The 22,033-nt window shown below is 62.3% G+C and carries 26 protein-coding genes and 1 pseudogene; 12 read left to right on the top strand and 15 right to left on the bottom strand.

The annotated features are described in order from the left end of the window. Positions 1-15: 15 nt before the first annotated feature. Positions 16-147, bottom strand: coding sequence for a hypothetical protein (locus AW06_RS20620; RefSeq protein WP_273704672.1), 132 nt, complete (start codon positions 145-147; stop codon positions 16-18). 366 nt (positions 148-513) lie between these two features. Here AW06_RS20620 and AW06_RS13285 point away from each other — a divergent pair, with 366 nt between their 5' ends. The 9 genes from AW06_RS13285 to draG all read left to right on the top strand — a co-directional run bounded on the left by AW06_RS13285 (position 514) and on the right by draG (position 9,119). Then, a complete protein-coding gene (locus AW06_RS13285) occupies positions 514-2,472 on the top strand; it encodes an acyltransferase family protein (RefSeq protein WP_138678510.1) in 1,959 nt (652 codons plus the stop codon). Between the two features lie 284 nt (positions 2,473-2,756). Further along, positions 2,757-3,275, top strand: coding sequence for a rhodanese-like domain-containing protein (locus AW06_RS13280; protein WP_034950915.1), 519 nt, complete (start codon positions 2,757-2,759; stop codon positions 3,273-3,275). 654 nt (positions 3,276-3,929) lie between these two features. Continuing rightward, complete coding sequence (gene nifB / locus AW06_RS13270; RefSeq protein WP_034950909.1) at positions 3,930-5,447, top strand: nitrogenase cofactor biosynthesis protein NifB; 1,518 nt, start codon at positions 3,930-3,932, stop codon at positions 5,445-5,447. A 10-nt stretch (positions 5,448-5,457) separates the two neighbouring features. Further along, complete coding sequence (locus tag AW06_RS13265; RefSeq protein ID WP_034950907.1) at positions 5,458-5,736, top strand: ferredoxin; 279 nt, start codon at positions 5,458-5,460, stop codon at positions 5,734-5,736. 2 nt (positions 5,737-5,738) lie between these two features. Continuing rightward, the gene (locus AW06_RS13260; RefSeq protein WP_034950905.1) at positions 5,739-6,230 is read left to right on the top strand and encodes an ArsC/Spx/MgsR family protein; all 492 of its coding nucleotides are present in this window, start codon (positions 5,739-5,741) and stop codon (positions 6,228-6,230) included. Then, a complete protein-coding gene (locus tag AW06_RS13255) occupies positions 6,208-7,482 on the top strand; it encodes an FprA family A-type flavoprotein (protein WP_034950903.1) in 1,275 nt (424 codons plus the stop codon). The genes AW06_RS13260 and AW06_RS13255 overlap by 23 nt, the downstream gene beginning before the upstream one ends. A gap of 29 nt (positions 7,483-7,511) precedes the next feature. Then, a complete protein-coding gene (locus tag AW06_RS13250) occupies positions 7,512-7,799 on the top strand; it encodes a 2Fe-2S iron-sulfur cluster binding domain-containing protein (protein WP_015768805.1) in 288 nt (95 codons plus the stop codon). A 37-nt stretch (positions 7,800-7,836) separates the two neighbouring features. Further along, on the top strand, positions 7,837-8,211 hold the full coding sequence (locus tag AW06_RS13245) for a 2Fe-2S iron-sulfur cluster-binding protein (RefSeq protein ID WP_034950897.1): 375 nt from the start codon (positions 7,837-7,839) through the stop codon (positions 8,209-8,211). Further along, positions 8,208-9,119, top strand: a complete 912-nt coding sequence (gene draG / locus AW06_RS13240; protein WP_034950894.1) for an ADP-ribosyl-[dinitrogen reductase] hydrolase — start codon at positions 8,208-8,210, stop codon at positions 9,117-9,119. Before AW06_RS13245 ends, draG begins: the two co-directional genes overlap by 4 nt. A 16-nt stretch (positions 9,120-9,135) precedes the next feature. Here draG and AW06_RS13235 read toward each other — a convergent pair whose 3' ends face one another. The 8 genes from AW06_RS13235 to AW06_RS20615 form a co-directional block, all read right to left on the bottom strand. Further along, positions 9,136-9,993, bottom strand: coding sequence for an SIR2 family protein (locus AW06_RS13235; protein ID WP_034950892.1), 858 nt, complete (start codon positions 9,991-9,993; stop codon positions 9,136-9,138). 464 nt (positions 9,994-10,457) lie between these two features. Further along, positions 10,458-10,871, bottom strand: coding sequence for a DUF4087 domain-containing protein (locus AW06_RS13230; RefSeq protein WP_246148841.1), 414 nt, complete (start codon positions 10,869-10,871; stop codon positions 10,458-10,460). 24 nt (positions 10,872-10,895) lie between these two features. Continuing rightward, entirely contained in the window at positions 10,896-11,378 is a 483-nt protein-coding gene (locus AW06_RS13225) for a GNAT family N-acetyltransferase (protein WP_046535873.1), read from the bottom strand. A gap of 1,458 nt (positions 11,379-12,836) precedes the next feature. Then, positions 12,837-13,598 carry a carbon-nitrogen hydrolase family protein gene (locus tag AW06_RS13215; protein ID WP_034950884.1) on the bottom strand — a complete coding sequence of 254 codons (762 nt, stop codon included), beginning with the start codon at positions 13,596-13,598 and terminating at the stop codon, positions 12,837-12,839. 112 nt (positions 13,599-13,710) lie between these two features. Next, positions 13,711-14,019: a hypothetical protein gene (locus AW06_RS13210; protein WP_034950882.1), complete on the bottom strand. Its 309-nt coding sequence runs from the start codon at positions 14,017-14,019 to the stop codon at positions 13,711-13,713. Positions 14,020-14,225: 206 nt separating this feature from the next. Then, a complete protein-coding gene (locus AW06_RS13205; RefSeq protein ID WP_273704671.1) occupies positions 14,226-14,900 on the bottom strand; it encodes a lipocalin-like domain-containing protein in 675 nt (224 codons plus the stop codon). A gap of 169 nt (positions 14,901-15,069) precedes the next feature. Then, positions 15,070-15,798 (bottom strand): MBL fold metallo-hydrolase, encoded by a 729-nt coding sequence (locus AW06_RS13200; RefSeq protein ID WP_034950880.1) that lies wholly within the window; start codon positions 15,796-15,798, stop codon positions 15,070-15,072. 85 nt (positions 15,799-15,883) lie between these two features. Beyond that, on the bottom strand, positions 15,884-16,411 hold the full coding sequence (locus tag AW06_RS20615; RefSeq protein ID WP_273704670.1) for a transposase: 528 nt from the start codon (positions 16,409-16,411) through the stop codon (positions 15,884-15,886). Positions 16,412-16,538: 127 nt separating this feature from the next. Between AW06_RS20615 and AW06_RS20610 the strand changes: the two are divergent. After that, a pseudogene (locus AW06_RS20610) lies at positions 16,539-17,193 on the top strand (IS5 family transposase); the annotation flags it as partial. 110 nt (positions 17,194-17,303) lie between these two features. On the opposite strand, the gene AW06_RS13185 reads toward AW06_RS20610, so the two are convergent. From AW06_RS13185 to AW06_RS20600, 4 genes are all read right to left on the bottom strand, one after another. Next, positions 17,304-17,945, bottom strand: coding sequence for an alanyl-tRNA editing protein (locus AW06_RS13185; protein WP_034950877.1), 642 nt, complete (start codon positions 17,943-17,945; stop codon positions 17,304-17,306). Positions 17,946-18,060: 115 nt separating this feature from the next. Then, on the bottom strand, positions 18,061-18,504 hold the full coding sequence (locus tag AW06_RS13180; RefSeq protein WP_034950874.1) for a hypothetical protein: 444 nt from the start codon (positions 18,502-18,504) through the stop codon (positions 18,061-18,063). A gap of 18 nt (positions 18,505-18,522) precedes the next feature. Beyond that, on the bottom strand, positions 18,523-18,777 hold the full coding sequence (locus AW06_RS20605; RefSeq protein ID WP_273704669.1) for a type II toxin-antitoxin system HicB family antitoxin: 255 nt from the start codon (positions 18,775-18,777) through the stop codon (positions 18,523-18,525). A gap of 4 nt (positions 18,778-18,781) precedes the next feature. Beyond that, on the bottom strand, positions 18,782-18,970 hold the full coding sequence (locus AW06_RS20600; RefSeq protein ID WP_273704668.1) for a type II toxin-antitoxin system HicA family toxin: 189 nt from the start codon (positions 18,968-18,970) through the stop codon (positions 18,782-18,784). A gap of 116 nt (positions 18,971-19,086) precedes the next feature. Between AW06_RS20600 and AW06_RS13170 the strand changes: the two genes are divergently transcribed. Next, positions 19,087-19,467 carry a tyrosine-type recombinase/integrase gene (locus AW06_RS13170; RefSeq protein WP_337958788.1) on the top strand — a complete coding sequence of 127 codons (381 nt, stop codon included), beginning with the start codon at positions 19,087-19,089 and terminating at the stop codon, positions 19,465-19,467. On the opposite strand, the gene AW06_RS13165 is transcribed toward AW06_RS13170, so the two are convergent. Beyond that, positions 19,442-19,924, bottom strand: a complete 483-nt coding sequence (locus tag AW06_RS13165) for a hypothetical protein (RefSeq protein WP_273704666.1) — start codon at positions 19,922-19,924, stop codon at positions 19,442-19,444. The genes AW06_RS13170 and AW06_RS13165 overlap by 26 nt on opposite strands. Here AW06_RS13165 and AW06_RS13160 point away from each other — a divergent pair. Continuing rightward, entirely contained in the window at positions 19,809-20,636 is an 828-nt protein-coding gene (locus AW06_RS13160; RefSeq protein WP_337958787.1) for a transposase, read from the top strand. The genes AW06_RS13165 and AW06_RS13160 overlap by 116 nt on opposite strands. 414 nt (positions 20,637-21,050) lie before the next feature. Here the strand turns inward: AW06_RS13160 and AW06_RS13155 are convergent, their stop codons facing one another. Further along, the gene (locus AW06_RS13155) at positions 21,051-21,905 is read right to left on the bottom strand and encodes a hypothetical protein (protein WP_034950862.1); all 855 of its coding nucleotides are present in this window, start codon (positions 21,903-21,905) and stop codon (positions 21,051-21,053) included. Between the last annotated feature and the right edge of the window lie 128 nt (positions 21,906-22,033).

Below are 22,033 nucleotides of genomic sequence, written 5' to 3'. Positions count from 1 at the left end.
AAGTCCGACAAGCTGCTAGGCGCACGGTGCGCCACCACCGGCGCCGGGAATTCCCGGCGCGTGCGCCTTGGCACGCGCCAGGAATCGGCCTTGCCGCCGCGGATGGGGATCGGGTCCCGAGAAGACGCGGGCTTCGTCGCTGCCCATGCCGGGGGCCCGTCGAGCCGGGCGACGGCCGCCGCGCGGAGTCGTCCCGCCGACGGCTCGACCCCCGGCCCGGAGCGACCCGCGTGTTCGCCGCACGCCTGGCCACCCCGCGCAAGGACTGGGTGCGGTTTGGCTTTTCCTGTTCTTCGCGATAGACTCCACGCCCAGCAGCCTGGGCATGAGCAGACCGTTTGACAACCTTATTCTCATCGCTTTGCGGGCTTTGCGCCCGCTACGGGCGTACGCGGGCACGCCGAATGCAGTCGCGGCGCCTGGAGGGAGAATCGGGAACATTTGACCCTGCAACACTGCCGTGACTCCGAGGGAATCCGGCTGAACGGCACTGCACGAAGCTCACGAAGAAGAATGTCCAAGACCAGACCTGCGCTCGAGGTATCCACGCTACCGCACCTGACGCATCCAAAGTATCGCCCGGATATCGATGGCTTGCGTGCGCTGGGCGTCCTGCTGGTGGTCATCTTTCATGCCTTTCCACGAACCCTGCCGGGCGGCTTCGTGGGTGTCGATATCTTTTTCGTCGTTTCGGGTTATCTGATCAGCAGCATCATTTTCGGGAATCTCGAAGCAGGGACCTTCAGTTTCTCCGAGTTTTATTCCCGGCGAATCCGGAGAATCTTTCCGGCGTTGGCGATCGTGCTGGCCACCGCGTGGGGACTCGGATGGCTTCTGCTCGTCCTCGACGAGCAGAAGCAGCTGGGGCTGCATATTGCGGCAGGGAGCGGTTTTGTTTCCAACCTTCTGCTATGGAGCGAATCGGGCTATTTCGACAACGACGCTTCGACCAAACCGCTCCTGCACCTGTGGTCACTCGGGATTGAAGAACAGTTTTACATCTTCTGGCCACTATTGCTCGGCCTGCTGTGGAAACGCAACTACAGCAACTACAATTTCCTCGGAATCACCCTCCTGATTGCCATCGCATCGTTCGCCGTCAATATCCTCACCGTCCATGCCGACCCGGTAGCCGCCTTCTACTCCCCATGGTCCCGTTTCTGGGAACTCATGGTCGGCGGTATCCTTGCCTACCTCGTGCTGCATCGCCCGCAGGTGCTGACCACCAACCCTGACTGGCAGTCCGCCGCCGGCCTGACGTTGATCGTCGTCAGTGTTGCGCTGCTGAACAAGAACGCCGCATTTCCAGGGTGGTGGGCATTGCTGCCCACGCTGGGCACTTTTCTGATCATCGCGGCCGGACCGAATGCGTGGCTGAACAGGCACTTCCTGAGCAGTCGCGGCATGGTGGGGATAGGACTGATCAGTTATCCGCTGTATCTCTGGCATTGGCTGCTGCTTTCGATGGCATGGATAGTGCGGGGGAAAACACCGCCGACCAGCACGCGCGCGCTGATGGTCGCAGCCAGTTTCCTGCTCGCTTATCTCACGTATTCGCTGCTGGAAAAACGGATGCGGCGTGGCGGCACGAGGACGGTGATCGCGTTGGCCGCGACCATGGCAGGCCTGTTCGTGATCGGCCTGGTCACTCAGGCTGAAATACTGCGGCCAAGAAACGACCACGAATCGATTGGGGCGATTCTCGAAGCGCTGCACGACTGGGAATATCCCTCCGGATTTCAGAAAACCAGTTTCGGCGGCGTGGCGGTGAGATCGAAAACGGGCAGCGCGAAGCCGGTACTGTTCATTGGCGATTCACATATCGAGCAATATGGCCCCAGAATCGCCAGCTTGCTGGACAGCGACCCGGCGCAATATCGCTCCGCTCTCCTCCTGACGAGTGCAGGATGTGCGCCCGTTCCTGACAGCGGCCAGACCAACGAATACCGTGTGGAAACGTGCAACAGTTACCGGCGGCACGTCACGACACTGGTCCATGATGCGCAGATCAGTACGGTCGTGATCGGCGCCGCCTGGAACCTCTATTTCCTTAAATCGAGTCCCCGGTACTCGAAAAACATGGACATCGACTTTGAACTGGCCAATCTCGAGCGATTCATTCGTTCGCTGGCTGTCGAGAAGGAGGTGTATCTCATTCTCGACAACCCGAACGGCCCGCCATTCGAACCGCGCAATTTCTTTGCCGGCACCCGATTCAGCGGGCTGACCGTGAAGCCGCACCAGGAATCGATTCCGCTTGCCGACGACCAGGGCCAACTTGGCGAACGCCTCACAGAAATCGCCCGCAAGGCAGGCGCCAAGGTGATCGACCCGGTTGCACACCTCTGCCCGGAAAGGCGCTGCCCGGCCATGACTGCAGCGGGCAAGCCGGTCTATAAGGATGACAATCACTACCGGCCGTTTTACGTCCGCCAGCATGCCGACTTCATCGACATCGTGCTGGCGAAGTGAGTGGGTGGCCTGATTGTCGAGCCTTGTCGCTACCTGCCCGGGATGGACACGGTGTTCTTGCTTCCGACACGCAGCCAGCGCAAGGCCGGCTACTGCGAGCGGGACCCGGCCGGGCAAGGCCGTTCGCCGGGCGTTCGTAATGACGCCCAACGGCTTGCCCGCCTGTATCATCAGCGACCGGCGCCTCCCTCACCAGGTGGAAGCCGCTTCCAGCAGCGAATTCATGTGGGTTCCTGGCACCGTTCGGGTGCCGATCCATTCAACCATCGAAGAGAGCGATTTTCATGAAAATCAGACGACTTGCCCCCGCCCTGTTTTTTTGCTTCCTGCTCCCCGCCCCTGCCGTGGCCGAGTCCAAATTCGAGCTCGAAACCGCCAGGGAAACCGAGGCAGTCAGGCTTAGCCGCGATACCCAGGCCGGTGGCTATCAATTGCTGACGGCGGCCGAGTTGAAGAAGATGATCGACGAGGGAACACCGATGCTGCTGGTGGATACCATGCCCTACGACGCCAGCTACCGGAAGGAGCACCTTCCCGGCGCCAGGCAGTTCCTGTTCCCGGTGGCCCGGATGAGTGCGTGGGATACCAAGGAGACCGATGGCCGGACAGAGGCCGATTTCATTGCGCTGCTGGGCGCGGACAAGAACAAGCCGGTGGTGTTCTACTGTGGCTTTGTCAAATGCACCCGCAGTGACAACGGCGCAGCCTGGGCGCGCAAGCTGGGCTACACCCAGGTCTATCGTTTCCCCGGCGGCCTGTTCTCCTGGAAAGGCGCTGATTTTCCACTCGAAGCCGTGCCATAGCGCGGCGCTCAGGCCTGGCCGCTGGACCCTGTGTACTTGGGCAATATGAAGCAGACTCGCTAGAGTGACCACGGAGCGCTGATGGTCCTTGGCGGGCCCTTGGCCGCGACTCGCCAGGCCTTCGGTCTTGACCCTCCGGAAGGCTTGCGGCCAAAATCCGGCGGCATACTCAAAGTCAGCGAAAAACCGCAACGCCTCAACGATCGGCCCAAGACCTCGAGCGGCCAGCGCTTGATGCCGGGCGGGGTGGATGCTTGCGTTCTTCATCCAACCCTCGGCCTGACACAACCGGACGGCATTGCCGCCCAATCCGAAGAGAAAATCACCCCTCCCATCGGCCAGGATCAACGCCATCCACTCGGGACTGGAGAAAGGACTGTCGCCCCGCGGCAGGATATGGATGTTGGATCCGTGGCGGCGTCACAAGCGCAGCACCCGCTTCATGATTTCACGCCAGCGATCCAGCGCGACGGCGCGCACGCGCCGCGGGTCACCGCAACCAGTCGTCAATCCGCCATTGTCGCATTTGCAACATCGCCGTCGAATCTGGACGGAGCATGATTTTCAATGACTTAAGCGAACCGACTGGCCTGGCACGCCAGTTGCTGTACTGCTGGTGTCTCGAAAGCCGAGAAATCACCAGGGAAACTCGCCATGGATCTGCCTGTCATCGAACCCTCGCCGCCCGCTGTCGCCGGCTGCAGCGCCGGTAGTTGCGGCTCCACGGCCCGCCAGATGGACGACCTGTCGGACGCCGTCCGCGCCAGGGTGCAGGATCACCCCTGCTACTCGGAAGACGCGCACCACTACTTTGCGCGCATGCACGTCGCGGTGGCGCCGGCCTGCAACATCCAGTGTCACTACTGCAACCGCAAGTACGACTGTGCCAACGAGTCGCGGCCGGGCGTCGTTTCCGAGCTGCTGACGCCAGATCAGGCGGTCAGGAAGACCCTGGCCGTGGCGGCGACGATCCCGCAAATGAGCGTGCTCGGCATCGCCGGTCCCGGCGATCCGCTGGCCAATCCCCAGCGCACCTTCGAGACCTTTCGCCAGTTGGCGCTGAAAGCACCGGACATCAAGCTCTGCGTGTCGACCAACGGCCTCGTCCTGCCCGAATACGTCGAGGAGCTGGCCCGCTACAACATCGACCACGTCACCATCACCATCAACTGTGTGGACCCCGCGGTCGGCGCCAGGATCTATCCGTGGATATTCTGGAAGAACCGGCGCGTCTTCGGCCACGAGGCGGCGGCGATCCTCATCGCGCAGCAGCAGAAGGGCCTGGAGATGCTCGCCGCGCGCGGCATCCTGGTAAAGGTGAACTCGGTGCTGATTCCCGGCGTCAACGATGCCCATCTGCCCGAGGTGTCGAAGATCGTCAAGGCCAAGGGCGCCTTCCTGCACAACGTCATGCCCCTGATCGCCGAGGCCGAGCACGGCACCTTCTACGGCGTGATGGGCCAGCGCAGCCCGCGGCCGGCCGAACTCAAGGCCCTGCAGGACGCCTGCGCCGGCGACATGAACATGATGCGCCACTGCCGCCAATGCCGGGCCGATGCGGTCGGTCTGCTCGGCGAGGATCGCGGCGCCGAGTTCACGCTCGACAAGATCGAGAGCATGGAAATCGATTACGAGGCGGCGATGGTCGTGCGGGCCGAGCTGCGCGCGCAGATCGCCGCCGAGCTGGCGGAGAAGCGCGCCAGAGCCCACGCGGCTACGGCCACGGCAACGCCACAGGTGATCAAGATCCAGCCGCAGGTCGCGAAGTCGGCGCCACCGGTCGGCCGGCCGGTCCTGATGGCGGTCGCGGCGAAGAATGGTCTGGTCGCCGTGCACTTCGGTCACGCCAGGGAGTTCCTGGTATACGAGGCCTCGGCAAGTGGCGCCCGCCTGATCGGTCACCGACGGGCGGAGTCCTATTGCGCGGGCGACGAGTCCTGTGGCGATGCCGAGGCCGTGCTGGCGGCGACGATCCGCGCACTCGCCGACTGCGAGGTCGTCCTCTGCTCGCGCATCGGCTATGAACCCTGGGGACAACTCGAAGCGGCTGGAATTCAGCCGAACGGCGAGTACGCCATGCAACCGATCGAGGAAGCGGTCATGGCGGTGTGGAACGAAATGCTGGCCGCCGGCAAGCTGGCGGTCGGGCAGAGCACGGCAAAGCGCGCGTAAGGAGGCGAGCATGGCCCTCGAAATCATCGAAAGCTGCGTCAATTGCTGGGCTTGTGAACCGCTCTGCCCGCAGCGGGCGATCGAGGCGGCGACACCCCACTTTCTGATCGACGCCGACAAATGCACGGAATGCAGCGGCGATTTTGCCGAACCGCAATGCGCCAGCATCTGCCCGATCGAGGGCGCGATCATCAACGAACTCGGCGAAGCGCTCAACCCTCCGGGTTCGCTGACCGGCATCCCGCCGGCGCGCTGGGCGGCGGCGCAGGCCGAGATCGCGGCGCGCTGAACATGGCCGAGGTCGTCTTCTACGAGAAGGCCGGCTGTGCGGGCAACGCCCGCCAAAAGGCGCTGCTGGTCGCCGCCGGGCACCAACTGGTGGTCCGCGACCTGCGCGATCAATTCTGGAGCAATGTGCGACTGCTGGAATTCCTCGGCGACTTGCCAGTTACCCAGTGGTTCAATCCGGTAGCGCCGGCGATCAAGGCGGGGACCATCGTGCCCTACCGACTCGATGAGCGGAGCGCCCTGGCGCTGTTGCGGCACAACCCCCTGCTGATCCGGCGGCCGCTGCTGCAGGTCGGCGAAGAGCGGCGGGTGGGTTTCGACGTTGCGGCAATCGACGCCTGGATTGGCCTGCGCGAGCTTCCGGCAGGCGACCTCGAAGCCTGCCAGCGCAATCGCGGCGCGGTACGTACCTTCCATGTGCAGACGGCGGGTGGCGCCGCCTATCCCTGCCGCTTCGACGAACCGCCGGCCGATGCGTCCCGCTGCCGACCCTGACCGGGCGGTGCCCATCGCCGCCGGAGTGCACTGGATCGGCGCCTTCGATGCCGATCTGCGCAGCTTCGACATCATCCTGCGCACCGCCAACGGTACCAGCTACAACGCTTATGCGGTGCGCGGCAGCGACGGTGTGGCCATCATCGATACGGTCAAGTTCAATTTCTCCGAGACCTTCTTTCGCCGTCTGGAATCGGTTGCCGACTACGACGAAATCACCACCATCGTCCTCAATCACCTCGAGCCCGATCATTCCGGCGCCTTGCCGGAACTGCTGCGGCGGGCGCCCGGCGCGACGCTGCTGGTCTCGCCACAGGCCCGTTTGATGTTGAAGGGACTGCTCGACCCCGCCGAGCAGGCGAGGCGGATCGCTTTCGTAGGCACCGGCGATCATGCCGATCTCGGTGATCGGCATCTGGAATTCCTCAACACGCCGTATCTGCACTGGCCCGACACCCAATGCACCTGGCTGCCGGCCGAAGGGGTCCTGTTCTCGGCCGATTTCCTCGGCTGCCACTATTGCGACAGCCGCCTGTTCAACGATGCTGTCGGCGACTTCCGTTTTTCCTTCGACTACTACTACGCGCACATCATGCGCCCCTTCCGCGCCTACGTGCGCACGGCGCTCGATCTGATCGAACCGCTGCCACTGCGGATCATCGCACCCGCGCACGGCCCGATCCTGCGCCGCGATCCTCGCGACTACGTTGCCCGCTATCGTGCACTGGCCGCTCCCGCCCTGCACGGCGCCGCGACCAAGACCCTGCTCGTCTTCTACATCTCGGCCTACGGTGCCACGCGCCGGATGGCCGAAGCCGTGGCGGCCGGCGCCGAATCGGCGTCGAGCGCTGCCGGCGAGGTGCGCGTCTCGCTTTACGACCTCGAAGGTGGCGACGCGCAGCCTTTCGTCGACCTGATCGAGGAGGCCGACGCCTTGCTCTTCGGCAGCCCGACGATCAACGGCGACGCGGTCAAGCCAGTGTGGGATCTCCTCTCGTCGCTGACCATGGTGGAGGTCAAGGGCAAGTTCGCGGCCGCTTTCGGTTCCTACGGCTGGAGCGGCGAGGCGGTGCCGATGATCGAGGACCGTCTGCGCCGCCTCAAGCTGCGCGTTCCCCTGCCCGGCGTCAGGGCACGCCTGACGCCGACCGGCGACGACTTTGCCGCCTGCCATGAACTCGGCCGCGAGCTCGCTCTGCACCTCCTTGGCCGCGCGACGCCACGCAGCATCGATCTCGCCCAACTCGCCTGATTCCCCCCTTACTTACCGGAGAAAACCCCATGCCCAAGGCCAGCATCACCTTTCAGGATATCGGCGTCACCGTCACCGTGCCGGCAGGCACCCGCCTGATCGAGGTCTCGGAGAAGGTCGGCGCGGGCATCACCTACGGCTGCCGCGAAGGCGAATGCTGTACCTGCCTGACGAGGATCGTCTCCGGCCATGAACACCTGGCCGCGCCATCGGTACTCGAACACCAGGTGCTGAAGGACAACCTCGCGCCGCGCCGACACCGGCTAGCCTGCCAAGCGCAGGTGCTGGGCGGCAGCATCGTCGTCCAGCCCGCTTGAGTCTTCATCCACCCCTTCCATTCACCAGGAGCCTGCCATGCCCAACATCACCTTTTCCAGTCCGATGCACAAGGACAAGACCATTTACGCCGTCGCCGGCAGCCACACCCAGACGATCCTGAAGCTCGCCAAGGAAAACCATGTGCCGATCGACTTTTCGTGCGGTGACGGCGAGTGCGGCACCTGCCTGGTCAAGGTCAGCAGCGTCGACAAGAGCAGTCACAACAAGTACGGCCACATGGGTGGTCCGCTGAACGTGCGCGAGGTCGCGGTGCTCAAGGAGATGGGCAAGATCAAGCAGGCGCAGATCGAGCAGATGTACGTCGACGATCTGCCGCCGACCGAATGGCGCCTCGCCTGCCAGTACATCGTCCGCGACGAGGACATCCTGGTCGAGTACCCGAGCCGGTGACGCCGTCCCCGGCCACCGGCTCCAGCACGATCACGGCGCGGGCGGAGGCCGCCTATCTCGGACTGGCGCTCGGCGATGCGCTGGGCGCCACGGTCGAGTTCATGACGCCGCGCGAGATCGTCTATCACTTCGGCGTCCATCGCGAGATCGTCGGTGGCGGCTGGCTCAGGCTCAGGCCCGGCCAGGTGACCGACGACACGAGCATGTCGCTGGCTCTCGGCGATGCGATCCTGGCCAGCGGCGGCCGCGTCGACCCGCTCGCCTGTGCCGAGGCCTTCGATGCCTGGATGCGGAGCAAGCCGGTCGATATCGGCAATACCGTCCGCCGCAACCTGCTCACCTTCCGGCGGACCGGCGTAGCCGCCGCGCCGGCTTCCGAGCACGACGCCGGTAACGGCGCCGCGATGCGCGTGCTGCCGGTGGCCCTGGCCACCTTCGGCCAGTCGCCAGCGGCCGTCCGCGCGGCCGTGCAGGCGCAGGCGCACGTCACTCACCACAACGTCGTTTCCGACGCGGTCTGTCAGTTCCTGACCCTGGCCGTGCAGGATCTGCTGCGCGGTTGTTCGCTGGCGGAAACATTCAGCCACCACCTTGGGTCATTGCTGGCGGCACATCCCGCGCTCTCGTTCCGCGATCGCCCACGCCGCGAAAACCCCAGCGGCTGGGTGGTCGAGACGCTGCAGGCAGTCCTGCAGGGGCTGGTCGACGGCGACGGTTTCGAGGATTGCCTGGTCGACATCGTCAATCGCGGTGGCGACGCCGATACCACCGGCGCCATTGCCGGCATGCTCGCCGGTGCGCTGTACGGGCCGCAGGCCATTCCGAGACGCTGGCTCAAGGCCCTCGACGCCGGCGTCGCCAGCCGCTGTCGCGCGCAGGCGCGCGCCCTGCTGCTGTTCGCCGCCTGATCGGTCGCCGGGCAAATCAGCCCGGCACGGCCTCGGCCAGCAGCGACAGCGCATCGACTTCGACGATCTCGATGCCGATGCGCTGGCAGAAACGCCGCTCCTTGGCGTTCGGCTCGGCGATCAACGCCCAGCCAGCCGGCTCGACAGCGGCATCGTGGATCAGGTCGGCGAGGACCATGCGCTCGGTATCGCGATCGAGGCGCATGCCGAGCAGGAGATAGCGCCGGCCACGGCGACGCACCTTGACGAACGACGGCACGGCGAAACCGCCCATCAGCTCGGTGATGTAATCCACATAGTCGGCGTCGGAGGCGATGTAGCTCGGCTCCGGCAGCGGCGCTCCCATCGGTTTGAAGAGCACCGGCAGCGCCGTATCGGCCTCCGCGGGCGAGATGACGCGGTAACGGCCGCCGTCCGAGACATACAGCTTGAAACGATAGTCGGTGCCGCCGAGGCGTGCGCAACCGAGGATCAGCAGGTGTGGCGTCCCGGCATAGGAATCGAGCAACTGCGTATCGCGGTTGATGTCGATCACGTAGGGTGGCCGCAGCGTCGCCAGCCACGCGTGCAGCGCCGCACGCGTCCAGCGCGTGGCTCCGTAGGTGCTGTCGAGAAAGCGCGTGACGGCGTTCCTGCCGCGCTTGAGTTCGACGTTCATCGCCGCCCTGGGGAACTCGTACATCAGCTTCGGCGCCATCGGCCGTCCGCCATTCATCGCCAGGATCAGTTGCCCGCTGGTCGCGGGAATCGCCCGACCGTCGGCCAGCGAGGTCACATCGGCCAACACGCCGGGCCCGAGGTAAGGAACGATGCGGCCGTCGGCGAGGCCGAATTGCCAGGCATCAAGAAGGTCGGTGGAGGGAATTGTCGACATTGTGCGTACTCCGGGTGGGTTTCCCGTGTCCACGCAAGAAGCGCGCCTGCCTCGCCAGCCAGTCGCCAAGGCCTGATCGGCTCCTGCGGCAATCGGGATGTCGGTTTCGCGACAAAGTCGCCGTCAGTCCTGATCCGCACCATTGGTGAAGGCACTGACCGACCAGGCCACCGCAGCTCCTTGCCCTGGCAGGCTTGCCAGCATCGACCCGCTCGGCGGGCTGATCTTGCGCGAAGCGGCTGAATGACAGTGCCTATGCGGAGCAGTAAGATGAGACCGCTCAGCAGGGTAGCCGTAATCGACGCCTGGGACAGCAGATGATCGGCAAGAAACAGAGGGCAACAGTTAAAAAAGCGCAAACCTTGTTCCCGCAGGTATCGCGCGTGGTCAGTGCCTGCCAGGGGATTTGGTCATTGTTATAGTCGGACTCGACTCGAATGCTGTCGGCACCGTTGCCGGCAGGCCTACGGATGGCGCCTGGCGAGCGTTGGGTCCTTCTTGCAGGCGCTAAGCGGCCGGGACTTTGCGCTAACGATGCGCTGAATCTCGTGCAACGAGGTGTCTGCGATGACGCTCATACAGGCACAACCGTAGCCATAGCTTCGGTTCGTGGAGATCCATTCGCCTGGCTGGAACTCTGGCCAGTCGCCTTCTGCTTGATGCCCACCTTGTGTACCAATGATCCACTGGGCGTCACGGTCCGTAAGCCAGGCGTTGCCAGGGGTGGGGTTATCGAACCAGCCACACCTGAAAACCGGCTTGCCGGCCGGCGCTTCGGTGGCTCCGGTTTCGGCGATTGCCGATAGCAGGAAAACCGCGAACGCTACTAACAGGGAACGCGAACGGCTCTTCGCCATCGATTTCATCGGAATGGGCACGGAGCTTCCCCCGGAGACCTGAGGTCAAAGTTCAGGGGCGCGGAGCCGGCTTGCCGGCAGAGCGTCCAACTGGAGCGCACTGTTGGGCGCGATGTATTCCGCGAAGTGGAAACTTGTAATTGACATGCCTTCACGCTCATAGAAACGATGTGCATCCTTTCTTTGGATACCTGAATCAAGGTGCATTTGTACGCAGCCTTCCTGTACAGCGAATTCCCGAAGCCAGGAAAGAAGGCTGGTGCCAAGCCCTTTTGATCTGTGAGAGGGCAACGTTATCAGGTCATCAACATACAGAAAACGGCCCCAGGCCAGGTTTTCACCGACCCGGAATCCTGCGACAGCGACAACTCCTTCTGATTGTTCGACAAAGCCAAGTTGATAGCCTGATTTTTCTTGGCTTCGAACCCTGGACAGAAACTGATCTTCAGCGAGGTGGGGCCGAAGTTCCCGCACCACGGGAAAACAAGCGGCGATCTCAGAATCTGTGATGGCAAGGCGAATGTTCATGACGGCTCAATTGTTGTGTCCTATCGGAATGGGAAAAAGCCTCTCGGCCTCCCCCCGGACGGACGGGTCACGTATCCGGCGGTTCGATGAATTGAATTCCTACCGCGGCTCAAGGCTCGGTAGTCCCCTTTGTTCGAAGAAGCGCAACGGGCGCGCGATCGACAGGGCCGGCGTCTGCGACACCCGCCACCGACCGTGCGCGGACTTGCTGGTGTTCCACGCTGCACGCACCGACACGCCGCGTTTGCGCCGTTCCCGATAGCCCGTTCGTCCCCATGGCTTCAAGAGATCGCAGGGTAACTTGCATCGTACCCCCTTGTCGAGGCCACGCGGAGGGGAATCTGATTGCGACGGCTCCGAGCAGCCTCAAGCGGACGCAACCTTGCTGGGCAAGCCTTGTACCTGCCTACGCTCTCCAAGTTCCCTTGCAACTTGGGCACCTTAGCCACCAGCTGGGGGCCATGATCGGAGGGGGATCTTTCTCCAACTGAAGAGGGAGCAGGCAACCAGTGGTTGCGAGGCACACAGGGCAGTAAGACGGTGCTCTGCGTCCATAGCCGCGTTTGAACACCAGGCCGTTGTACCTGAGGCCATGAGGTCTTCCGATACCCTTCATGACGCGTGCTTCGCGAATGTTCCGGACCGCAAGGTAAGCGCCAGCCAGTACCAGGAACAAGGCGCATAAGCCGCCAAGGACAAACATCGCCATCCAGAAGTACTCGACAATGGTACTGTCCCCTGCGCCGCCCCCAACGGTTGCTCGACTTTTTGCCCACGCGGAACTGCACGCGGCAAGGCACAACAGCGAAAGCGAGACAAATTTGAACTGCACCGTGCGAGGCCTGACGAAGAGGTAACCGGCCCGCGCCGGCGGGGCGCCCTGGCCGTAGCGCGTCCGGCTGACCGACATGTTGGACGAAGCCGCTACGCGGAGGAAAACCGTCCAGAGGGTACCGCCCAAGCCCTTGACCCGGAGGTCTGGATTCACGGAGGCGCTCGGGCGTGAAGGCATGCGCCGGTTTGGCGACGCTTGCTTAGCGCGGTGCTCAAGCCAAGAACCAAACTCGCGATTGGGCAACCAGGCCCGCGGACCGAGGCGCCTACTCCCCACGGTCGGGCAGCGAGCCGATTGGTCAAGTCTCACGCGATCTGGGTACGATCCAGGAGTCGATGCTGGCGGCGCGCCTGGGCGCGGCGCGCCGTATTGATCAAGGCGTTGCTCCCGCGCTGTTTTCTCGGCCGGGTTTCTCATCTGGCATTTCCACTCGGAACATATCATCTGTAGGCTTGGTAGGCTCCTGGCGGCCGGGCTCGTCCAACAATCGATTCAGATCGCGGCTCGCTTCGCTCGCGCGATCTGACTGATGGCGCGGCCGAAGCTGGGCCGGGAAGCGCACCCGGAAGGGCGATGGCCGGTACCCGAGCGCGGCAGCTGAACGACGAGGGAGAAGTGAGGCATCAGCGGAAGACGTAGCGTGGATACGATGACCGTGCGGCTACTGCTGCGGACAGGTCAAGCGCGACGGTTGCAAAAGGAGACTCGCTCGAGGTCAGGGCAAGAGTCTGGCCATCGGGGTCAATGATCCAGCCAACGCCGCCACAAGACCCGTCCGGGTGAACTCGATTCGATGAAATGCAGTATGCGCCCGCCCGAACTGCGGCGACGCGACCTACCGCGAGCCATTTCTCGATAGTAGCGGCTGCTGTGGCGCGTGGAGCTACGACAGCGGATGCAGGCACGGCGGCATAAGCAGCGTAGCTATCCAGCGCCCACAGCTCTGTGCAAATGTTGAGGCCGAATGTCAGCGTACCGGCCTGGAAGACCCGAAAGGGGTCATTTGCTCGCTGGAACCAACGCGCTTCCCAACCGCCAGGCTCGTCGGGCAGGTAGCGTTTCCTGCGGAGCGGACGATATCCGGCGGCTGGCGTCCAAAGAAAGCCCTCATTGAAGCAGGCTCCATCCTGAGTGGAGGGACGAGCACCGATGACGTGTTCGGCGCCCAGTTCTGGTAGGCGTTCGAGCCAATGGTCGAAGAGCTTGACTTGGGCGTCCCAGACCTGGTGATCAAACACCTCGCGATTCCAGACAGGCTCAACGAAGGCGAACTCTGGCAGCACGACCAGTTCGGATCGCCGAGAGCGCGTATGGGCACAAAGGGCATTCCACATCGACTTGATCTCAAGGCGTTCGTAAGGAAGCTCGCAGACGGTAACGCGCAATGGGGACTCCTCTGATGCCTAACTTTCAAGTTCAGGGGCGCTGCGCGGCGCTTTATCGCACGGCGCCCAGCGACCGAGAGAACGGCCTTGACCGTAGTGTAGGGCCCCGGGCTTACTTTTCATGAAGCTCTTGCTTGGTGTGTGCGTTCTTGGGAGCGCGAAAGAAATACTGACCGGCCAAGAAAGCGGCAAGGAAGGAGAGAGCCAGCAAGACGCGCCCTTCGCCGTAACCCGCACGATAGCCAGATGCCTCGATTGCTGCGGCCCCCAAGCCATAGAGAAAAGGCGTTGCGACGAGGGCCACGAGAAGCGCCTTGATCGTGCCATGCACAGTGCGTACCTCATCGGAGCCAAAGCGTATCAGGATATGAGCCAGCCCCCGCGGTGGGTCCAACAATGAACCCGGTTTCGCCAAAGCCATCGGCATGTCCGGCACGGCGTCAACACAGGCACCTGCAAATTCTGCGGCCCGGAGTCCCAGAATTCTAGAGAGCGTCGATGACTGTAACATAAGAGGCCCAACATCGCGGTTGAAAGTCCCGTGTAGGCGGGCGACGCCCGCCGGCACGAGTCCGCTCGAACCGCCGCTTCGGCGTCACTCCTCTCTCCCGTCTATCTGCTCATTGTCTATTTGACGCGTTTCCAGACAGCGCAGGCGGTTCCACCAATCTGCGCACCTGGAACGCACAGTTTCATCTCATCTCCGGAAATAGAGACCGTCCGCTTTTGGTCCAGGCCGTCCCAGTTGGGGTAGGTGCTGCCGTCGATTTTGGCGCTTACCGATCCATCCTGTTCGTTTACGGACCACCTGCCGTAAAAGGCCGTGCTCCCCTGCACGATCGCTTTGTTTTCGTCCACCGTCCCGGTCATGACATTGTTGGATGCGATCCTGGGGAGATCGGGTCGCAGCAATATCGAAGCAAAGCGGCCATTGACTTCGTAGATTGAAATGCCCTTGGGATTCGCGCTAAATCGTTGCGTTTTCTTTCCGTCCTGCTCTACCCACTGCTCCGCGAGCGACCACGCTCCCACGATCTGTTGCCTGAGTTCCTTTCCCTGCTCCTGCGCCCAGGAATTTTGGGCTCCGCAAGGCATGATAACGACTAAGGCAGCCGCACTCGTGAGGATTCCCATCGCCCTACGTATCGATGTGCACATGAAACCACCCCCTTCCTTAAGAAACGGCGCACCCTTCGCTCTTTCGATACCGCCAGGAGGTGCGCATGACCTGGCGCGGATAGTCGCAATGGCTGAGCCTGAGCTCTTCCTGGAAACGTCCGAGATGGAAGCGATTTCGATCATCAACGTGATCACATGGCTGGCGACGCCGAACGTTGTGCATGAGCCGCCACCGGAGCACGCAGCGCCGGGGGGACCCACCATCACCGCTGGTGGGCGGTCGGCTCGATGCACTTGTCGGGCGGCGGCCATCTCAGCGCACGTCCCAGCCGAAGCGCAAGTCACTCATGGGTTACAGAGACAGCGAATCAGCGAGAGCACGCAGTAGTTTCGCGCCGTCACCACGCCATGCGCTGCCGTGCATGCACGCGAGTGTCGTAGGGTTCGTCGAGGCCAGCTTGGCAAGCAGCACACCTGCGTTCCTTGTGTGCGAAAAGTAATCCATCTCGTGTCGGAAAGCCTCGCTCGGCTCAAGAATGTCCGACTCCGTGATGGGCGGAAGATCAGCGCCTCCCTGCGTGAACAGGTCGCCACATAGCAACGTAGAGGTTCGTTCTTCCATCAGGAAACCGCATTCCCACGCGTGCGGCAGGTGCGGAGTATCGAGCCATCGGACGGCATGCTTGCCAAGCGAGAGCCTCTCGGCGTCAGCTAGCGGTCGAGGTGGCCGGTCAGCGAGATCGCTAATGGAGACCATGGCAGCCACCGCGCCGCACAGAGGTGAGGATTGCGGAGCTACTGCCAGCCATTCATTAAGCGACCCGCACTCGTCCGCTTCAACGTGCGAAAAGGCGATATAACGAAGTTGTTCCGCCGGTAACACGCTTGCCACCGCCTCGCGTACCAGCGGAAACATCCGTCGCGGACCGGTATGGAAAAGCAATGATTCATCATCCACGATAAGGTATTGATTGAAAGAGAACCCGCCCGCGCCTTCGATCGCAACCGGCGTGTTGATGCGGTAGATCCCTTCGGCAACCTCATGCACATTCGTTCCTGACTGCTTGTTCGTAATGGTCATCAGACTCTCCTTGCCGTGGATTGAGTGAAAGTGGCATTCAGGTGCATGTCGCCCAACGTTCGAACTAGCTGTGTTCACAAAATTGCTAGCGGAGCATGATCACGATGAGGGCGACGGTGACGAAAGCCAGGAAGTGGGCTTTGAGTTTTTCATAGCGGGTCGCGACTCGACGGAACTGTTTGAGTTGGTTAAAAAGGCGCTCGACCTTGTTGCGCTGCTGGTAGCGTTCCGGGTCGTAGACGATGATCTCCAAGCGATTGGACCTGGGTGGGATGACCGGGGTGATGCCCTTGGCGTCAGGCTTGGCGCGGATGGCGTTGCTGTCGTAGGCTTTGTCCATCGCCGCGTGCTGATGCGCGCGCACCACGGGGGAATCCAGAAACACGAGGGTCAGGTCGACGCCCTTGAGCCGCTGCAGCAGCTTCAGGATCTCCCCCCAGAGCGCACGCTCGATCCAGCGTTGCCAGCGCATGGAGATCGTGTGCCAAGGGCCGTAGGCGTTCGGCAAATCCCGCCACGGCGTGCCCGTGCGCGGAACGTGCAGCACACCTTCCAACGCCTCGCGGTTCTTGACCGTCGGCGGACGCACCCGGCGACCCTCTGCGGGGGGCAATCACCGGTTGATCTGCTCAAATTGCCCGTCCGCAAGGTAATACCAACGATCCATGCTCAACCCCTCTGGCCGTGGATGATAGCCAGTAGTCTCGCACACAAAGCATGATTTTGTGAACACAGCCTAGCTGCTGCCTGGACGTGCTGGGAACGTGGGAGTTACTGCCGCAGACAACCGCCTGTTTGTGGAAGCAGTGCTGTACCGATATCGAACAGGCATCCCGTGGCGCGACCTGCCCGAGCGTTTCAGGGATTTCCGCGTGGGGCACCTCCGGTTCTCTCGCGGGAGCAGGTCCGGGGTGTGGAAGCGTGTGTTCAGAGGATTGGCGGAAGAGGCGGACAACGAGTTGGGTCAGGATGGATTCTTCCCTCGCTCGTGCTCACCCGCACCGTGCCGGCGCCCTCAGGAAGGGGCCTGAAGTAGGCCAGGCCATCGGACGTCGCCGCGGTGGACTGGGCACGAAGATCCATGCCAAGGTGGACGCTCTGGGCAATCCGACCGGGTTTCACCTCACCCCCGGCCAAACCCACGACCTCGCCGGCGCCGATGTCTTGCTGCCGAACTCCCCGGCGGATGCCGTCCTGGCGGACAAAGCCGATGACGCGCAAGAGCGGCTGATTGAGCCGTTGGAAAACGCGGGCAAACAGATCGTGATCCCTTCGCGCCGCACCCACCTGATCCAGCGCCCCTTGGACAGGCACCTGTATTTGGCGCGCCATCTGATCGAAAACTTTTTCGCCAAGCTCAAGCAGTTCCGTGCCATCGCCACCCGTTACGACAGAACTACTCGCAATTCTGAATTCACCGACCTGTGCGGCTGTTCGCGCAGGTCCGGTGGAATGATGGGTTGGGCAACACTGGGCGGGGACGGTGGGGAGCAGCGTAATTCAGGCTATGCGACATAGATTTCAATTCGCTCTTTGTTCTTTCCGACATTCTTTCTCTTCAATGAAATGGTGCCGACCTCTCCGGTTTGGCGCACATGCGTGCCGCCGCAGGGTACGCGGGAAAAATCACGGATCATCCAGTAGCGACGTTCTGCCACTATGTCTTCGAATCCGGTAACGATGGCAAGATCCGCACCGACAATAGAGTTCGCGGCTGCCGCAATGTCTGGCAGGATTACCGAAAGGCTTTGGGGAAACGCGAAATCGATCCGGGCTTTGTCTTGGGAGATATGTGCACCGATCTTTTCGATCCCCGGCCGTTTGCGATAGACAAGTTCAAGCACTAGCTCGGCAGCGAAATGTAGGCGCATAAGTTGATAGCGGCGCGGCCAATCGATCTCTACCACTACCGTTTGTCCAGCTTGAAGGGTATGCCCTTCGGGCAACGAATACCAGATGTCAAGGCCGCGCTTATTTGCTTCGAGCACAGGGAACCCTCCGATCTTGCCCTGATCGCTTTCCTGACCGCCGGATTGTGCAAAGAAAATGGTCGACTCCAGCGCGACTTCACGATCGGCCACCACGGATACAGTTGCCTCTGTGCGAGTAAGGTAGGGATCGTCCCAAAAAAGCTTGCAAGTAGTCATGGCTGTCCGGTTTGTGCGGCCCAACGTTCGACGTAACCAGCCGGCGGAGGCCGAAGGCCGGATCGAACCTGCAAGCACAGCTTGCAGTTGGGCCGGCTGACGAAAGGGTTGGGTGTCATGTCGATTTCTTGGCAATGCCTCTGATGATGTCCAGGCGATTCGCCGGCGCACTGGGCGACAGGAAATCAGGAATTGTTCTGGCGGTTCGTTGCGGCCGTCTGAGAAACTCCACCGGCCACTCAGTGAGCCGCTCCTCCTTTTTGTGCTCATATTGCCCTGGCTTCGGCTCATCGATGTATTCCACCTGAAGGATCAGGGCGAGCGGCTCTTCCGCGCCTTTTGTGCCTTGCGAGAAGGAAAGCGCCTCCGCGTAGGTCTCGAAGGCGTAGTAGTAGTCGCTACCGTCTTTGTCCGGATCGTCGGCGCCCTCGTGCGGATGGCACCAAACGCGATATTCGAGAACGGCATCCCAGACGTATCCGCCACCCGCCTTGACTACAGCAGGATATTCGCCGACATGGCTTGGATCAACCGCGGGTGGGTAATTGTCGGAGCTCATGACGCCCAACGTTGGAGCTCAGGGGCGCGCCGGTTGCGGCGTGTCCCCTGGAGCGGAAGGTTGGGCGGGGATAAACACATACTCCACGATGCTGTCTGCAGCAGGGGGGGAAAGACCATCCTCACGAAGGCCATCGAGATGGAATTGGATTGCCAAAAGCAGCTCGTTTTCGGTTTCCTCTACGGTGGCTCCAGTTGCGACACAACCTGGCAGGTCCGGCACATACCCGGAGAAATTGCTTTCGGCTTTTTCGATAACAATCGCATAGCGCATAATTTCAACCTTTCAGTGAGGCCTGCTTCAGAATGCTGTTGAGTGTTCCAGGAGCCAGATCGTCACTTGGCTTTCCAGCGACGGTGACGCGACCGGGTTTGACCGGGTGCTTAAACTGGCGATGACTCCCTCTGCTTGCGACCAAGAGCCACCCGTCGTTACGGAGCACAGCCAATATGTCGCAAACTTTCATGCGCCGAGTATGCCATGGCTTTGGCCTGAAGGGCCCAACGCAGAGTTAACCGGCGTGCGGAGGCAGGGTAGCCTGGCCGCCGGACGCATGATGAACCTGGGCAGCAGGCGGCCAGGCTGCCCTGCCGTAGCGCGTCCGGTCGAACGGCCTGTTCAAGTCTTGATTGGTGCACCCATCGCCACTCGCGCCTTTTGTTTCCTGCCCAGGGTCGGGATGGCCGCTCGGCAGCGGAGGCGACGGGGCCGATGGCGATCAGCCGTGTTCAGGGCGCACTGCGTTCAGCCAGGAGCCGAGCGGGAATCAACCAGCGGGCGGTCTCGGTTCACCCGCTTCGGCACTCGTATGCCCCCCTCCTGGAAGCCGGTGTGAACCTGCGAGTCATCCAGCAGAACCTCGGACCCAGCCGTCTGGAGACGACGAGGGTCTATCTTCACCTGACCAGCAAGGGTCAGGAAGAGGCCGTCGCCCGGATCAATGAACTGATGGCGGACCTCTGAGAGGGGCGCCCTTCAGGAGATCTTTCGTCGCCATGGATCGGCGTACCTGGCCGAGTTCGGCGAGGCGGTGCCCGGCAGCCACGAGCGGGTGGTTCAGGCCATCATCGATGGCCGGAGCAGCACCTGTGGGTCGGTCATCTACCCGTACGAGGACTGCGGCGAGCCACCGCTGGTCGCACGCTGCTGCGGCCATCGCCACGGTCCGGTCTGCCAGCAGGGCAAGGCTGAAAGCTGGCTGGCCAGGCAACTCGAGCGGCAGTTGCCCCCCCATGACTTCAGGCTGACTTTCACCGTTCCGCAAGCGTTGCGGGACTTTCTCGCGCAGCCTCCTCGCGTGGGCGATGGCGCCCTGTTCGACGCTTCTTCCGAGGCGATCAAGACGCTGGCCGCCGACGAGAAACCCCTGGGCGCCGATCTGCCGGGCTTCTTCGGCGTGTGGCCTACGTGGGGCCGGCAACTGCCGTATCCCCCGCCCATCCATGACGTCGTGCCCGGCGGCGGCTTCTCGTCCAACGGTCAAGGGCGGAGCGCTGAACGGGGGGTTCTTTCTGCCCGTCCGAGCGTTGTCACCAATCTTTCGGGCGAAGTTCCGCGACGCCATGGCGGCGGCGAGCTGGCTGGAGTCGATCGATGCCCAGGTCTGGACGGTCGATTGGAATGTCAATGGCCAAGCGGTGGGCGACGCGCAGGCGAGTCTTTTGGATCGCTCTCGCGAGGTGTTCAAGGGGGCGATCTCGGAGGGCCGCATCGTTCGCGCCGACGAGTCGGAAGGGGTGTTTCGTTACCGAAAGGTGAAGAGTTCCCGCGAGCGCAAGCCGACGCTTTCGCCGACCGAGTTCATCCGTCGCTTTCTGCCGCACGTGTTGCCGACGGGCTTCATGAAGGGGCGTGACTTCGGGTTTCACTCGCCGAGTTGTTCGATACCTCTCGACGAGGTGAAGGCGCGCATTGAGTTGGCTCACGGCTTCCAGGTCCGTGGGGCACCCGAGGCGCCGCTGCCCACCGCCGGCTCCGAGAAGCCCGGTGCTTGCCGTTGCCCACCCTGCGGTGGGGCGCTTCGTTGGTGCTCGGTACGGTTGCCGCGCCCACGGGGGAGTCGGGAGCTGGCGCAGGTTAGCCGCCCGGTGAGCGCAGTCGCTGCAACGCCAGCGCCGAAGGGGTCTGGATAGACCGACCGACAGGACTCCTCCGTCGCTTTGCTCCCGTTGCGCCTGGTTCGCTCGCAGGGTTTGCGTCGAGCGCGGCTTCTGTCGCTCCCGCTTGCCCGAACCCTTCGCGAGAGTCGTCAAGCGGTCCGACGACCCTGGTCGCGCACCGCCCATTGAACCGAAGAACCTTCGCTGCCGGCTTCAGCGAGGCCAGTTCCGAGGCCTCAAACCGGCATGCTTCCTCCACGCCTCACGCCTCGACCTACCGCTGCGAGGCATTCCCCTGAGGTTTACGCCTTGCCCGGTGGCTCCCTCGCTGCCGGGTCCGGGCTTCTTGAACAACGGATTGAGACGACCCTGCGGGTCGTGTCAATCCTTATGGGTTAGGCGTGCGGTTGGAACTATCTGAACGCGGCATCCTTGCAATGGCACCGATCAAGCAGTGAAGACTGCATGCTCTGGCACGCCAGCCGCTACCAAGGCTTCAACTTTCAAGGCGTGAAGCTGCCCGATTAGCAGTGTGGTCTTGCGCAAGTTGGCACGACCAGCGAGAGCAATTCCACCCAGTGCGGCAACGCTCATGATTGCCCACCCGACAGGCCCACTCAGAACACCGACTATAGAAGATGCTCCAAGGTAAGCTGCGAAGGGAAGGGTGACACCGACAGCGCCCGCTATCGAGGCAATAGTAATGCTCATCGCGGTGTAGAAAGCAAAGCCAGCGAACGCAACTGTGGCGCTTAGAGCCGCCAGCGCGCCGGCGCCGCTCAAGACCACAATTGCGGTCTTGTCTTTGATTTCTCCGTTCGGGTCTAGCTTCACGAGTAACTCACTTCGCTGCTGGGCGCTCATGCTGTCCCAAAGCTGTGCAAAGAGGAGTTTGAGTAGTTCACGCTCAAGGGCGAACGTGGGAGCAGCGTTGATTGTGGTAGGAGGGACGTCCGCTTGTTGAGATACCCAAATTACGAGCTCGTGGTAGCTGAGTTTCGTTTCATCGCGGAAGAGGTATGACAGCACATTGCTAGACACCCAGAGTGCATGCTTCTGGATGTCTCTGGCGTCTTGATCGCCGCCATGAAGCTGGTCTTCGCCGGCCTCTGGACCCAAGATGCCCAACGATTTCTTTAGGGCGAGCATTGCGGAGGCGGGCAATGCGCGTAGGAAGTTGAAAAAGTGGTCGGCCGTCCACCTTTCTTTGGGCCTTACGAAGGGCGCCGCCCTTGCCATTGGGTTCGGCCATTTGGTGATGGCGAACCAAGCGACCAAACCAAGGGCTGTTGCCGCTGCCAAGAGAAACGATCGTCGGCCTGGAGCGGGGGTTCCGGTACTGGCATTCATGGATATGGATGTAGGAAGGAGCTAGAAACGCCCAACGTTCGAGCTAAGGTGCCCGCGGAGGCAAGCACTGTAAGGCCGGG

It is taken from the genome of Candidatus Accumulibacter cognatus, assembly GCF_000584975.1.
Lineage (GTDB): Bacteria > Pseudomonadota > Gammaproteobacteria > Burkholderiales > Rhodocyclaceae > Accumulibacter > Accumulibacter cognatus.
Note: the sequence above shows the minus strand (reverse complement) of the source record. Positions and strands in the feature narration are given on the sequence as shown.